Annotated in this window: 13 protein-coding genes; 6 read left to right on the top strand and 7 right to left on the bottom strand. The window is 69.0% G+C overall.

Annotated elements, in window-relative coordinates:
• Nucleotides 1-95: 95 nt before the first annotated feature.
• Together ACQ859_RS06090 and ACQ859_RS06085 are read right to left on the bottom strand one after the other, a co-directional pair.
• Entirely contained in the window at nt 96-1,124 is a 1,029-nt protein-coding gene (locus ACQ859_RS06090; protein ID WP_431265011.1) for an amidohydrolase family protein, read from the bottom strand.
• 348 nt (nt 1,125-1,472) lie between these two features.
• Entirely contained in the window at nt 1,473-2,378 is a 906-nt protein-coding gene (locus ACQ859_RS06085) for a LysR family transcriptional regulator (RefSeq protein ID WP_431265010.1), read from the bottom strand.
• A gap of 155 nt (nt 2,379-2,533) precedes the next feature.
• Between ACQ859_RS06085 and ACQ859_RS06080 the strand changes: the two genes are divergently transcribed.
• A complete protein-coding gene (locus ACQ859_RS06080) occupies nt 2,534-3,712 on the top strand; it encodes a porin (RefSeq protein WP_431265009.1) in 1,179 nt (392 codons plus the stop codon).
• A gap of 82 nt (nt 3,713-3,794) precedes the next feature.
• Here the strand turns inward: ACQ859_RS06080 and ACQ859_RS06075 are convergent, their stop codons facing one another.
• Nucleotides 3,795-4,619, bottom strand: a complete 825-nt coding sequence (locus ACQ859_RS06075; protein ID WP_431265008.1) for a DUF4261 domain-containing protein — start codon at nt 4,617-4,619, stop codon at nt 3,795-3,797.
• Nucleotides 4,620-4,781: 162 nt separating this feature from the next.
• On the opposite strand from ACQ859_RS06075, the gene ACQ859_RS06070 reads away from it, so the two are divergent.
• The 3 genes from ACQ859_RS06070 to ACQ859_RS06060 all read left to right on the top strand — a co-directional run bounded on the left by ACQ859_RS06070 (nt 4,782) and on the right by ACQ859_RS06060 (nt 8,515).
• Complete coding sequence (locus ACQ859_RS06070; RefSeq protein WP_431265007.1) at nt 4,782-5,960, top strand: NAD(P)/FAD-dependent oxidoreductase; 1,179 nt, start codon at nt 4,782-4,784, stop codon at nt 5,958-5,960.
• A 160-nt stretch (nt 5,961-6,120) separates the two neighbouring features.
• Complete coding sequence (locus tag ACQ859_RS06065) at nt 6,121-6,558, top strand: hypothetical protein (RefSeq protein ID WP_431265006.1); 438 nt, start codon at nt 6,121-6,123, stop codon at nt 6,556-6,558.
• A gap of 94 nt (nt 6,559-6,652) precedes the next feature.
• Nucleotides 6,653-8,515 (top strand): DUF885 domain-containing protein, encoded by a 1,863-nt coding sequence (locus tag ACQ859_RS06060; RefSeq protein WP_431265005.1) that lies wholly within the window; start codon nt 6,653-6,655, stop codon nt 8,513-8,515.
• 54 nt (nt 8,516-8,569) lie between these two features.
• Here ACQ859_RS06060 and ACQ859_RS06055 read toward each other — a convergent pair whose 3' ends face one another.
• Together ACQ859_RS06055 and ACQ859_RS06050 are read right to left on the bottom strand one after the other, a co-directional pair.
• On the bottom strand, nt 8,570-8,953 hold the full coding sequence (locus ACQ859_RS06055; protein WP_431265004.1) for a hypothetical protein: 384 nt from the start codon (nt 8,951-8,953) through the stop codon (nt 8,570-8,572).
• A gap of 91 nt (nt 8,954-9,044) precedes the next feature.
• A complete protein-coding gene (locus ACQ859_RS06050; protein WP_431265003.1) occupies nt 9,045-9,959 on the bottom strand; it encodes a LysR substrate-binding domain-containing protein in 915 nt (304 codons plus the stop codon).
• 173 nt (nt 9,960-10,132) lie between these two features.
• On the opposite strand from ACQ859_RS06050, the gene ACQ859_RS06045 reads away from it, so the two are divergent.
• Nucleotides 10,133-10,540 carry an SRPBCC family protein gene (locus ACQ859_RS06045; RefSeq protein ID WP_431265002.1) on the top strand — a complete coding sequence of 136 codons (408 nt, stop codon included), beginning with the start codon at nt 10,133-10,135 and terminating at the stop codon, nt 10,538-10,540.
• 46 nt (nt 10,541-10,586) lie between these two features.
• Here ACQ859_RS06045 and ACQ859_RS06040 read toward each other — a convergent pair whose 3' ends face one another.
• On the bottom strand, nt 10,587-11,561 hold the full coding sequence (locus ACQ859_RS06040; protein ID WP_431265001.1) for a LysR family transcriptional regulator: 975 nt from the start codon (nt 11,559-11,561) through the stop codon (nt 10,587-10,589).
• On the bottom strand, nt 11,558-12,088 hold the full coding sequence (locus ACQ859_RS06035; RefSeq protein ID WP_431265000.1) for a VOC family protein: 531 nt from the start codon (nt 12,086-12,088) through the stop codon (nt 11,558-11,560). The genes ACQ859_RS06040 and ACQ859_RS06035 overlap by 4 nt, the downstream gene beginning before the upstream one ends.
• Nucleotides 12,089-12,276: 188 nt before the next feature.
• Between ACQ859_RS06035 and ACQ859_RS06030 the strand changes: the two genes are divergently transcribed.
• Nucleotides 12,277-12,672: a GFA family protein gene (locus ACQ859_RS06030; RefSeq protein ID WP_431264999.1), complete on the top strand. Its 396-nt coding sequence runs from the start codon at nt 12,277-12,279 to the stop codon at nt 12,670-12,672.
• The last annotated feature ends 9 nt before the right edge of the window (nt 12,673-12,681 follow it).

The following is a 12,681-nucleotide window of genomic DNA, read 5'->3' as shown; positions in this document are numbered from 1 at the left end:
GCACCGGCGTGCGGCGTCAGCGCGAATCCCTATGCGTGGCGCGATCGACAGTCGCTGCGGCGGTGGCGACTTCGCGCCGCTGCACGCCTCGACGCTCAGCGGCCCTGCGCCTTCAACCGCGCGTCCAGCCGCGGGAACACGCGCCGCGCGTTGCCCTCGTAGACCAGGTGGCGTTCCTCGTCGTCGAGGTGGGGCGTGGCGGCGATGTAGCGCTTGGTGTCGTCGAAGTAATGCCCGGTCTCGGGATCGATGCCGCGCACCGCGCCGATCATCTCGGACGCGAACAGCACGTTCTTCACCGGGATCACCTTCGTCAGCAGGTCGATGCCCGGCTGGTGATAGACGCAGGTGTCGAAGAAGAGGTTGTTCAGCAGATGTTCGTCGAGCAGCGGCTTCTTGAGCTCCTGCGCCAATCCGCGGAAGCGGCCCCAGTGGTACGGCACCGCGCCGCCGCCGTGCGGGATCAGGAACTTCAGCGTCGGGAAGTCCTTGAACAGGTCGCCGGTGAGGCACTGCATGAAGGCGGTGGTGTCCGCGTTCAGGTAATGCGCGCCGGTGGTGTGGAAGCAGGCGTTGCAGCTGGTGCTGACGTGGATCATCGCGGGGATGTCCAGCTCGACCATCTTCTCGTAGAGCGGGTACCAATGGCGGTCGGTCAGCGGCGGGCTGGTCCAGTGGCCGCCGGAGGGATCAGGGTTGAGGTTGATGCCGACGAAGCCGTACTCGTTGACGCACTTCTCCAGCTCCGGGATGCAACTCGCCGGATCGACGCCCGGGCTCTGCGGGAGCATCGCCGCGCCGACGAAGTGTTCCGGGAACAGCTCCGCGACGCGCGCGCAGAGTTCGTTGCAGATCGCGGCCCAGGTCGCCGAGGTCTGGAAGTCGCCGATGTGGTGTGCCATGAAGCTGGCGCGCGGGCTGAAGATCGTCAGGTCGGAGCCGCGCTCCTTCATCTTCTTGAGCTGGTTGGTCTCGATCGACTCGCGCAACTCGTCGTCGGAGATCTTCAGGTCGCTGGCCTTGGGCGCCCGCGACGGGTCCTTCAGACCGGCGATCTGCAGGTCGCGCCAGGCGCCGAGCGCGGCGGGAGCGGTGGTGTAGTGGCCGTGGACGTCGATGATCATGAGGCTCTCTGGTTCGCTGGGAACGACCGTGGCATGGCGCTGCCCTGCCCGGGTCGACTCCGGCGGATTGTGGAGAGACGCGGCTCGTCGTCCAAGTTATGGCCTGGACTAGCTGCTATTCAGATCCGGCATGGCGGGCAGTGCCGTAATGCCGCGACCGCAGCCCTCACCCCCGCCCTCTCCCGCAAGCGGGAGAGGGAGCGAGAGTGCACCGAGCTGAACGGATGGCTCGCGCAAGCGGGAGGGGGAAAGAGGAGCCATCGCTGCGAGCGGGGCCGGTCGGACTCCCTCTCCCGCTTGCGGGAGAGGGTGGGGGTGAGGGCCAGCGGCGGCGGCAGCGCTGAAGCGTCAAGCGCGACCGTGCGTGATGACGTACGCCGCGCGATGCAGATGCGCCATGAAGTGCCGCACCGCCGGCTTCACGGCCGCATCGTTGCGCGCCATCGCACCGAGCGTGAGGCGCAGCGGCGCTTCCTTCACGGGCACCACCTGCAGGAACTGCGCGGCGAACGGATGCGCGGCGATCTGCCGGGGCAGCAGGCCGACGCAGTTGCCGCTCGCGATCACGGACAGCAACCCCAGCGTTGAATTGACCACTGCCCCAGCGGGCGGCGCAGGCAGCCCGTTCGTCTCGAACAGCGTGCGCGCCAGCCCCGTCGCTTCGGTCGCGCCGGTGTAGACCCAGCGCGCCTCGGCCAGCTCCGCGAGCTGCTTCGAGCGCGCCAGCGCATTGCCCTTGCGCACGACGACCACCATGTCGATCGGCATCAACGTCTCGACGGTGCATTCGCCGCGCGGCAGAGGCTCGGGCAACGGACCGAGCGCGATGTCGACCTCGCCCTTGCGCACACGCGTGAGCTGCGCGATGTAGAGCTCCTCGACGATGCGCAGCTGGATATCGGGGAACTCGGCGCCGAAGGTGCGCAACGCCTCGGGCACCAGCAGCATCACCGCCAGCGGCACCGCGCCGATCGTCAGCGAGCCCGTCATGCGGCCGCTCAGCTGCTGGATCTGCTCGCGGGCGTGGGAGAGCTCGCGGTCCGCGGCCAGGGCGCGCTCATACAGCACCATGCCCTGCGCCGTCGCCAGCACGCCGGTCGTCGAGCGCAGCAGCAGCGTCGTGGCGAGCTCGCGCTCCAGCTCCCGGATCATCTTCGTCAGCGCCGGCTGCGACACGCCCACGCGCCGCGCCGCCGATCGCAGGCTGCCTTCCTCCACCGCGGCGACGAGCGCCCGCAAGTTCGTGAGCTTCATGCGGGCGGATGATAGCCAGCGATAACGGACGGTTATCGCCTCCTCGTTCGCGCCATCTATCCGAGGCGCGACCCGCTGCCTAGAGTCGCGCCGGTTTCGCGTCGCTCCGGGTGCCGGGTGCGACCGGATCGACAAGAGCAACGAGGAGACAAGCGATGACGACAAGAACGATCGCCCGTGCGGCGAGGACGGCGTTGGCCACCAGGGTTGCCGCCGGAACGGCGGCGACGACCGCCGCGGCGGCGTTGGCGGCGGGCACGCTCTGCGGGACCGCGCAGGCGCAGACTGCGGGCAACGTGCAGATCTACGGGCTGCTCGACGTACCGGTCGAGTACCTGGACAAGGTCGGCGCGTCCGGCGCGAGCCTCACGCGGATGCCGGGCCTGAGCGGCGGTTATGCGCCGTCGCGGCTGGGCTTCCGCGGCACCGAGGATCTGGGCGACGGGCTCAAGGCGGTGTTCACGCTGGAGATGGGCATCGGCGCCGACAGCGGCACGCTGAACCAGGGCGGCCGCGCCTGGGGCCGGCAGGCCTACGTGGGCCTGCAGGGTGGCTGGGGCACGATCAGCCTCGGGCGGCAGTACTCGATGCTGTTCTGGTCGCAGACGGACGCGGACATCCTCGGCCCCGCGATGTTCGGATCGGGCTCGCTGGACAGCTACCTGCCGAATGCGCGCGTGGACAACGCGATCGCGTACCGCGGCCAGTTCAGCGGCTTCACCGTCGGCGCCACGTGGAGCCCCGGCCGCGACGCCATCAACGCAGGTCCGAGCCCGTCCGGCACCAACTGCGCGGGCGAGAACGCGGCCGACAAGAACGCCTGCCGGCAGTGGTCGGCGATGGTCAAGTACGACACGCCGGTGTGGGGCCTCGCGGCGGCGGTCGACGAGATCCGCGGCGGCGCCGGCGCCTTCGCAGGCCTGACCAGCAGCGCGATGAAGGACCGCCGCAGCACGGTGGCGGGCTGGTTCAAGACCGGCGACTGGAAGTTCGCGACGGGCCTGATCGCGCGCCGCAACGAGGCCAGCGTCCTCACGCCGAAGAGCAAGCTCTGGTACGCCGGCGCGACCTGGTCGCTGACCCCGAGCTGGGGCTTCGATGCGCAGGTGTTCAAGCTCGACTACACGAACAGCGCCAACGAGGCGACCTTGTGGGCCGTGCGCGGAACCTACTTCCTGTCCAAGCGCACATCGATCTACGCGACCGCGGGCCGCATCGACAACGACGGCACGCTCGCGCTCGGCGTCAGCAACGCGGCCGCGGCGGCGGGCAGCACGCCTGTGGCGGGCGGCTCGCAGACGGGCTTGGGCATGGGGATCCGCCACGCGTTCTGATCGCATGCCTGCGGCTGCGGCTTGGCGAGGCACCGTAGGGTGCCTTGATCGAAGCACTGGAAGATCTCGGCTACCTTGAGCATCACTTCGTCCACACCACGCGATACACGTTCGCGCCGTCTTCCCAGTACGACTTGTCGTGATGGACGACGATCCCCAGTTCCGGCGAAGCGCCGATCGTGTGGCCGTCCTCGATCACCGGACCTGAGGCGATCAGGTAGGCCGCGGTATCGGCGAACAGATCAAAGACTTCCATTGGTGGCTGCTTCGCGTCTCTCACCTCCAACTCCCGCAGGCCGTAGGCGCGCAGTCCGTCGGTGGAAAGGGACACGCCCATGTCGCTCTGGGAGAAGCGGAAGTCCACCCAGAGCCACACGGGTGGAACGGTGCGACTGGCACTTTCACTCGCCTCCAGGAACATGTCGCGAGGACGCAGCGCAGCGCGCCAATAGCTCGCGATCGCGTTGTCGTTGTCCTCCATCACCGCCGCGACCAGGTCAGTCAGCAGAAGCGAAACGTCGAGGCGATCCAGCGAGCTTCCCATCACGGTCACCGCCAGGTGAGCGCGATGCCTGTCCGTCTCGACCCGCGCACTCTCCCAGAACCAGGCCGCGGCGCACAGGTCGTCGATCTCACCCTCCGGTAATGGGGCGTCTATCAATCCGACCGCAGCGGTGCCCCCGCCGATTCTGAAGAGGATGACGCCGTCCTCCGAGCGCTCCCCCGACGCAAGGCTGTCGATCTCGAGGCGTCCATCGAGGCGCCTTTCGAGTCGTGTCTGAACAGTCTGTGCGTCGGGCAACCTGGCCTCGCGCAGCAGCACGAAGGTGAGTGCGGAGTTCGCGCCCTCCGCGGCCTCGGCAGAGGAGTCATCGATCGGTGACGGGATGGGAAACGGACGCTGCATCAGCGGGCTCGGGTGGGAAGTCGCGGCGACCGAAGTATCCGACAGGCGCGATCCGAATGGACCTCATGCGTTAAAGTCCCGCGCCCATCGCCCGCAGCGTTCCGCTCGACGCGAAGCGGGTTCAAGCAGGCCTCGAAGGGTCGAAGGGAAGCAGTTGTGGACGTGCAGGACACCGATGTCGTGATCATTGGCGCGGGCGCCGCGGGGCTGATGTGCGCCGCGCTCGCCGGCAAACGCGGCCGCCGCGTGCTGCTCGTGGACCACGCCAACAAGGCCGGCAAGAAGATCCTCATGTCCGGCGGCGGCAACTGCAACTTCACCAACCTGTACACCGAGCCGGCCAACTTCCTCTCGGAGAACAAGCACTTCTGCAAGTCGGCGCTCGCGCGCTACACGCAGTGGGACTTCATCGCGCTGGTCAACAAGCATCAGATCCCGCACCACGAGAAGAAGCTCGGCCAGCTGTTCTGCGACAACAAGTCCATCGACATCCTGCGCATGCTGCTCGCCGAGTGCGCCGAGGTCGGCGTGACGCCGATGCTGGATACCACCGTCGAGACGATCGAGAAGACGGAGACGGGCTACGCGCTCGCGACCACCGCGGGACCGATGCGCTGCCAGTCGCTGGTGATCGCCACCGGCGGGTTGTCGATCCCGACGATGGGCGCGACCGGCTTCGGCTACCAGGTCGCGAAGCAGTTCGGCCACACGCTGCTGCCGACGCGCGCCGGGCTGGTGCCGTTCACCATCACGGACCAGCTCAAGGACCTGTGCAACGAACTCAGCGGGACCTCGGTCGACTGCCTCGTGAGCTGCAACGGCAAGAGCTTCCGCGAGAACATCCTGTTCACGCACCGCGGCCTGAGCGGCCCGGCGATCCTGCAGATCTCGTCGTACTGGCTGCCCGGCCAGGCGGTGGAGATCAACCTGCTGCCCGACCTCGACGTGCCGGACTGGCTCGCGCAGCAGCGCAACGACCGGCCCAATGCGGAGCTCAAGACGCTGTTGGCGGAGCTGTTCACGAAGAAGATGGCGACGCTGATCGGCGAGCAGTGGTTCGTGTCCAAGCCCATCAAGCAGTACGCGCATGCGGAGCTGGAGCAGATCGCCGAGCGCCTGTCCGCGTGGCAGGTCGTGCCCGCCGGCACCGAGGGCTACCGCACGGCGGAGGTCACGCTGGGCGGCGTCGACACCAAGGAGGTGTCGTCCAAGACGATGGAGTCGCTGAAGTCGCCGGGGCTGTACTTCATCGGCGAGGTGCTCGACGTCACCGGCCACCTGGGCGGCTTCAACTTCCAGTGGGCTTGGGCGTCGGCGAACGCGGCGGCGCAGTTCGTCTGAGCGGCTGATTCGTCGTCGATCGCCACAAAGACAGACGGCCCCCGAAGGGGCCGCCGCGAACCCCGCCGCAAGATTGCCGTATGACAACGATCAAGGTTCGCGTGTTGCCTTGTCACACAGCGTCGCGAAGATGGTCCGCTTTCACGCACCGAGGCTCGACATGCGAACGTTCGCCCTGCTGCTCGCCATCTGCGCCATCTCGGCGAACGTCGACACCTCTGCGCAGGCCCAGACGCCCGCCGCCGCAACACCCGGCACCTCGCTCAAGGCCGCCGTCTGCGTCGAGACCGACCGCATGATGGACTGGCGCGAGATCACCTGCACCCTCCCCGCCGGCGCGACGCCCAAGCGTTTCAGCTTCCGCGCGATGTTCACCGGCGGGCATGACGACACCTCGGCCAGCATCGCGCCGGAGCTCGACGGACAGCCGTTCGCCTGCGGCGAGGGCAGCAAGCTCAGCCTCTTCGGCGAGGACGGCAACGTCAGCGTGTTCTGCCAGTTCGACCGGTCGGCGCTGCCCGCGGCCGGCGCCAGGCTCAAGGTGCTGATCAAGTGGAGCCACGCCGAGTTCGCCGACTACGAGTTCAGCGGCGAGTGACCCCTTCCCGCCCCTCCCGCTCGTCCGGGAGTGACGAATAGCCAGGTACCCTGCCTCCCGTTCCAATCGACGCCACGTCGACCCGGGAGAGCACATGACGACAACGACCCGAACCCATCGCGCGCCGCCCTTGCGTCGCCGGACCCTGCTTGCTGCCGGCGTGGCCGGCTGGGTGAGTACGGCGCCTGTCCTGAACGTCGCCGTCGCGGCGACCGCGACAACCACGCTCCGAGCGGCCGACTTCGACGCCTGGGCCGAGCGCGTCGCCGCCGAGCGCATGAGGAGCCAGCCCGAGCATGCAACCAGCATGCAGTACTTCGAAGGCCCCTTGCAGGACCGGCTCGACGGCCAATGGGACGACCTCTCGCGGGCCACGGCGCTGGCCGAGCTCGCCCGCGACCGTCAGGCGCTGGCCGAGCTCGACCGGTTCCCGCGCGAGGCGCTGACGCCGACGCAGCGCACCTCCGCCGCGCTCATCGCGTGGGCCCTGCAGCAGGACGTGGCCGAGGCGGCGTTCCTCGATCACCACTACGTCTTCGAACACATGGGTGGCGTGCATGTCGGGCCGATCAGCTTCCTCGTCCAGGAGCACCCGATGCGCCATGCGCGCGACGTGCGCAGCTACCTGACCCGGATGGCCGGACTGCCCGCCTTGATGGACCAGGGCATCGTGCGGGCTCGCGCGGCGCAGGCCAAGGGCGTGCTGATGCCGCGCTTCATCACCGCGACAACCATCGGCCAGATCGAGACGCTCGTGGCCGCACCGCCGGCGGCGAACCCGCTGGTGATCTCGCTGACCGAGCGCATGGCCGGCCTGTCCGACATGAGCGATGCCGCCCGCCGGCGCGCCCGCACGCAGGCCGAAGCCATCGTCGCGAAGTCGATCGTCCCGGCGTGGAAACGCGGCCTCGCGCTGATGCGCGCGCAACTGCCGCTGACGACCGACGACGCCGGCGTCTGGCGCCTGCCCGACGGCGACAGGTTCTATGCTGCGCGACTGCGCGCCAACACGACGACCGAGCTCACACCGACCGAGATCCACGCCATCGGCCTGAAGCAGGTCGCCCGCATCGAAGGCGAGATGGACGGCCTGCTGCGGCAGCTCGGCTACGCGGACGGCACGATCGAGCAGCGTTTCCGCAAGATGGACGCGGATCGCCAGCCCACCGATGCTGCGCCGCAGGTCCAGCTGCTGGATCGCTACACCGCCTACCTGCGCGATGCCGAGGCCCGCGCCCGCCTGATCTTCGACGTGACGCCGAAGGCGCCGGTCGAGGTCCGCCGCGAGCCCGCGCTGACGGAGACCACCGCCTCCGCGCACTACACGACGCCGGCGCCGGATGGCTCGCAGCCGGGGGTGTTCTGGGCGCCGCTGGCGGGGCCGACCTACGAGATCGCCGACATGCGGACGCTGGTCCACCACGAGGCGATCCCGGGCCACCACTTCCAGCTCGCGATCCAGATGGAGGCGACGGACCTGCCCTACTTCCGCCGCCGCCAGGCGTTCGCGGCCGGCTCGGCCTATGTGGAGGGCTGGGCACTCTATGCGGAGCAACTCGCCGTGGAGAACGGCTGGTACGACGGCGATCCGGTGGGACACCTCGGCCAGCTGTACGGCGCGCTGTTCCGCGCACGCCGCCTGGTCGTCGACACCGGCCTGCACGCGATGAAGTGGACGCGCCAGCAGGCGATCGACTACGGCATCACGCCGCAGGAGGTCGACCGCTACGTCACCTGGCCGGGCCAGGCCTGCGCCTACATGCTGGGCCGGTTGCGCATCGAGGCGCTGCGCGAGAAGGCGCGCCAGCAGCTGGGCGAACGCTTCGAGATCAAGCAGTTCCACAACGTCGTGCTGCTGACCGGCGACGTGCCGTTGACGGTGCTGGAACAGGTCGTCGACGCGTGGATCGAGAGCCGCCGGGGCGCGGGCTCGGGATCGGCCACCGCGGCGTCGTGACGAATCCGGGCGGGGACGACCGTGACCTCGGGGGAGATCACGGCGTTGCCGCCTTCACTCGATGCTGGCCTTGCAGCCCGTCGACGGCACGATGGTCGTGTCCTTGGCGAAGAGGAAGCCGCCGTTCTGTTCCGCACGTTGGGCGCTCATGTAGACGGCGACACAGTCGCCGACCTTGAAGCTCGTGGTCGTGCGGACGGTATAGACGCTGTCGTCGTCAAGCTTGAGCCGGTAGGCGTTGATCGGGCCGCTGCCGCCGACCTCCATCAACACGCCCTTGGCCGGCATCGTCATCATGCCGCGGGAGCCCTCCATCTTCTCGGTCGAGTAGACGACACCCTTGAATGCGAGCGTGTCGTGAGCCGGTCCCGCGCAGGCGGACAGCAGGACCGAGACGGCGGTGATGCCGAGGGCGAGCGGGCGGCGCGAAACAATCATGAGCGAGGTCGCAGCGTGAGGATGCGGGATGTTGCCATGGCCGCTCCGCGCGCGGACCTGGGGTCGCCCCGGCCTCCCCTGCGCAGTGCGGTCAGCGTGCGAGCGGCGCGTGGCGGGCCATCAGCGTCTCGATCCAGTCCATGAATACACGCAGCTTCGCGCTGACATGGCGGTTGGGGGGATAGGCGAGGTACATCGGCATCGGATCCATCGCCCAGTCGGCGAACAGCGGCACGAGCTCGCCGCGCGCCGCGTGCGGGTCGGCCATGTAGCGCGGCAGCCAGAGCACGCCCATGCCCGCGAGTCCCGCCGCCAGATAGGCGTTGCCGTCGTCGGCAGCGACGACATACCGGCCTCGGACCTCGATCGCCTCGTCCCCGCGCCGCATCTCGATGGACATGACCGTACCCTTGCTGGCGCGCAGGAAACCGACGATGCGGTGATGGGGCTCCTCGATCTCGCGCGGATGCGCAGGAGTCCCCGCTGCCGCGAGATAGCCAGGCGAGGCGAACACGCCGAGCTGCAGATCACCGACCCGCCGCGCGATCAGCGACGGCACGGTGACCTCGCCGCCACGCAGCACCGCATCGACGTTGTCGCCGATCACGTCGACGATCCGGTCGCTGACGCCCATGTCGAGCTGGATCTCCGGATGCCGCGCATGGAAGTCCGGCAGCGCCGGCATCAGCACCATGCGCGCGAACGGGCTCGGCACGTCGACTCGCAGCCGTCCGCGCGGCGTGCTGGTCGCGTCCGACAACGCCGTGTCCGCGTCGTCGAGCTCGGCGAGCACGCGCACGACACGCTCGTAGTAGGCGGCACCGTCCGGCGTCACGCGGACCTGCCGCGTCGTCCGATGCAGCAGCTTGACGCGCAGCCGCGCCTCCAGCTGCTGCACGAGCTGCGTCACGGTGGTCTTGCTCATGTGCAGCGTCTGCGCCGCCTTGGTGAAGCTGCCCGCCTCCACCACCCGGGCGAAGGCCTGCAACGCGTCGAATCGATCCATGTCGCCGGATTGTTTGGAGATGCCAAACAGTCATTGTGCGGCTTGCCGGCATGGCGCATGAGACATGAGACATGAGGCATGGGGGTGGCACTTGCCTTGCTCCCTTCGAAGGGAAACCATGGACCGTTGTCCGCCCTGCCACCCTCCCAGTTCATCCTCGACAGGAGATTGCCATGACCACCCACCCCGCCCGCGTGATCTCCGAGACGATCAATGTCGACGCCGACGCGGTCTATGACTTCGCCTGTGCGCCGGATCGGCTGCCGCTGTGGGCCTCGGGGCTCGCCACCGGCATCCGGCAGGAAGCGGACGGCTGGTTCGCCGAATCACCGATGGGCCGCATCCGCGTCGAGCTGGCACCGCGCAATGCGTTCCGCGTGCTCGATCACGACGTGACGCTGCCCGATGGCCAGCGCTTCCACAACGCGATGCGCGTCACGCCGTCGGGCGACGGTTGCGTCGTGGCCTTCGTGCTGCTGCGCATGCCCGACGTGACCGACGAGGCCTTCGAGAACGACGCGGCGCATGTGGCGCGTGATCTGACGACGCTCAAGGCGTTGGTGGAGCCTCGGAAAAACTGAGCCTCGCCCAGTTCTCGTGGATCATCTGCGCCCAGGTCTTCAAGCTTCATGCGCGCGCCGCAGAAGGCGAATCCGCGCCGCCCGCTTCCTCGTCGATCGCGGCCAGCGAGCTCGCGGCCTCCTCGGCCAGCCAGTCGCGCAAGGCGGCGAGCGCCGGTCCATGCGGTCCCGAGGACCGATGCACCAGGGCATACGGCGCGACATCGCCGCGCAGGCAGGTCACGCCGAACAGCGGGCGCAGCGTGCCGCGCCGGAGCGCGTCGACGACCAGGAACTCGCGCGCCAGTCCGATGCCGAGCCCCTGCTCCGCCGCGTTCAGCAACAGCGTCAGGCTGTTGAAGGCAGGCACCGCTTCCGCGCTCATCGCGACGCCGGCGGCCTCGAACCACAGGCGCCACTCCTCGCGCGCGCCGAGCAGGCGCTCATCGTTCAAGGCCTCGGGCGTTGCGCTACTCAGGCGCGCCGCGACCGCGGGCGCGGCGACGGCGAACATCCGGCAGCGCGCGTCGTAGAGCGGCTCATGAGCCAGGCCCTTGCGCGGCGTGCCGCTCGACCGGATCGCCGCATGGAAGCCCTCGTGCTGGAGATCCCGCATCTGGGGCGAAGCGTCGACCTCGACCAGGATGTCCGGATGACGCTCGTACCAGCGGCCCAGGCGCGGCAGGAACCATCGCTGGGCGAAGGCCACGGGCATCGTCAGCTTCAAGGTGGTGGCCGTCTGCCGGGCCATGCCGGCGGCGCGATGCACGCCCTCGTCGATGCCGGCGAGCGCCTGGCGGGTGCTGTGCAGTAGCACCTCGCCCGCCGCGTTGAGCACCAGCCGTCCCGCGCGCCGGTCGAAGACCTGGAAGCCGAGACGCATCTCCAGCTCCAGCAACTGCTGGCTGATCGCGCTGTGCGTGAGAGGCAGCGCGCGCGCCGCGGCCCGCACGCTGCCGTGTTCGGCGATGGCGACGAAGGTGGGGAGGAAATGCAGCGGGACCTTGCCCATGACCGGCGTCGTGGCGCGTCCGCCGGTCACCACGTCTCGTGGTGCTTGCGGCGGTTGATCGCCGCCGGGATGTCGTGGGCCCACTGATCGCGCGGGCGGTCGAAGACGAGCTCGATCTCCAGCCCGTCCGGGTCCTCGACATGGATGCTCCAGGTCGCGCCGCGCTCGATCATCCGGTGCAGCGGGACGCCCCGGGACTGCAGGAAGGCGATCTGGCTGCGCCAGCTCGCCTCGTCGGGATAGTCGATGGCGAGGTGATCCAGGCGCTGGCCCGGCGCCTGGCTGAGCGAGGACAGCTGGTAGAGCGCGAGGTCGTGGTGCGTGAGCTGCCCGTCGCGCCGGCCGCTGTAGAAGCGCATCGGCGGCAGGCCGTCGGCACGCTGCCCGGACGAGGTCGCCGTGTGCGAGAAGCCGAGCAGCTCCGTGTAGAAGCGGTGCGAGGCCTCGATGTCGGAGACCGTCAACACCAGGTGGTTGACGCCGAGAGGCGCCTGGGCCCGCATGGGTGCGGCAGCCGGCGAGGCATCGCCCGGCGTGTGTTCGGAAGAAGAGGGCATCGGGAGGATCGTTCGCTTCGATAGGGTGAAGGCCAGTCTATGCGCGGGCCTCCTCGCCGGTAAACCGATCGTTTCCGTCCAGGTCGGACAGCTGGGCTGGACGCTGGATCTCCCTTGAGCACCGATGGCGGCAACCGATCGCCCGCGGTAGATTCGGGCATCCCGTGCTCGGGCGAGCGGAGATCCCCATGGACCGATTCACCGGCGGCTGCCTGTGCGGCGACCTCCGCCTCGTCGCGACCGGCCGTCCCTACCGGGTCGGCCTCTGTCACTGCCTCGACTGCCGCAAGCATCACGGCGCGCTCTTCCACGCGTCCGCGATCTTTCCGCAGGACGCGGTCACCGTCCGCGGCGACAGCCACGAGTTCCGCGGCCGTCACTTCTGTCCCCGCTGCGGATCGTCCGTGTTCTCCCGCACCGGCGACGAGGTCGAGGTCCATCTCGGCGCGCTGGATGCGCCCGACCAGCTGATGCCGACCTACGAGCTCTGGACCGTCCGCCGCGAGGCGTGGCTGCCGCCGTTCCCGTTCAGCCGGCGTTATGACCGGGACCGCGATCCCGGAAGCCGCGCCGAGGACCCTTGAACAGGGCTC

Origin of the sequence: Roseateles chitinivorans (assembly GCF_050632235.1) — a bacterium.
Lineage (GTDB): Bacteria > Pseudomonadota > Gammaproteobacteria > Burkholderiales > Burkholderiaceae_C > Roseateles > Roseateles chitinivorans_A.
Note: the sequence above shows the minus strand (reverse complement) of the source record. Positions and strands in the feature narration are given on the sequence as shown.

Excerpts from the sequence above, each read along its gene's own strand:
- ACQ859_RS06090 (WP_431265011.1), bottom strand. The coding sequence starts at position 1,124 with ATGATCATCGACGTCCACGGCCACTACACCACCGCTCCCGCCGCGCTC.
- ACQ859_RS06085 (WP_431265010.1), bottom strand. The coding sequence starts at position 2,378 with ATGAAGCTCACGAACTTGCGGGCGCTCGTCGCCGCGGTGGAGGAAGGC.
- ACQ859_RS06080 (WP_431265009.1), top strand. The coding sequence starts at position 2,534 with ATGACGACAAGAACGATCGCCCGTGCGGCGAGGACGGCGTTGGCCACC.
- ACQ859_RS06075 (WP_431265008.1), bottom strand. The coding sequence starts at position 4,619 with ATGCAGCGTCCGTTTCCCATCCCGTCACCGATCGATGACTCCTCTGCC.
- ACQ859_RS06065 (WP_431265006.1), top strand. The coding sequence starts at position 6,121 with ATGCGAACGTTCGCCCTGCTGCTCGCCATCTGCGCCATCTCGGCGAAC.
- ACQ859_RS06060 (WP_431265005.1), top strand. The coding sequence starts at position 6,653 with ATGACGACAACGACCCGAACCCATCGCGCGCCGCCCTTGCGTCGCCGG.
- ACQ859_RS06055 (WP_431265004.1), bottom strand. The coding sequence starts at position 8,953 with ATGATTGTTTCGCGCCGCCCGCTCGCCCTCGGCATCACCGCCGTCTCG.
- ACQ859_RS06050 (WP_431265003.1), bottom strand. The coding sequence starts at position 9,959 with ATGGATCGATTCGACGCGTTGCAGGCCTTCGCCCGGGTGGTGGAGGCG.
- ACQ859_RS06045 (WP_431265002.1), top strand. The coding sequence starts at position 10,133 with ATGACCACCCACCCCGCCCGCGTGATCTCCGAGACGATCAATGTCGAC.
- ACQ859_RS06035 (WP_431265000.1), bottom strand. The coding sequence starts at position 12,088 with ATGCCCTCTTCTTCCGAACACACGCCGGGCGATGCCTCGCCGGCTGCC.
- ACQ859_RS06030 (WP_431264999.1), top strand. The coding sequence starts at position 12,277 with ATGGACCGATTCACCGGCGGCTGCCTGTGCGGCGACCTCCGCCTCGTC.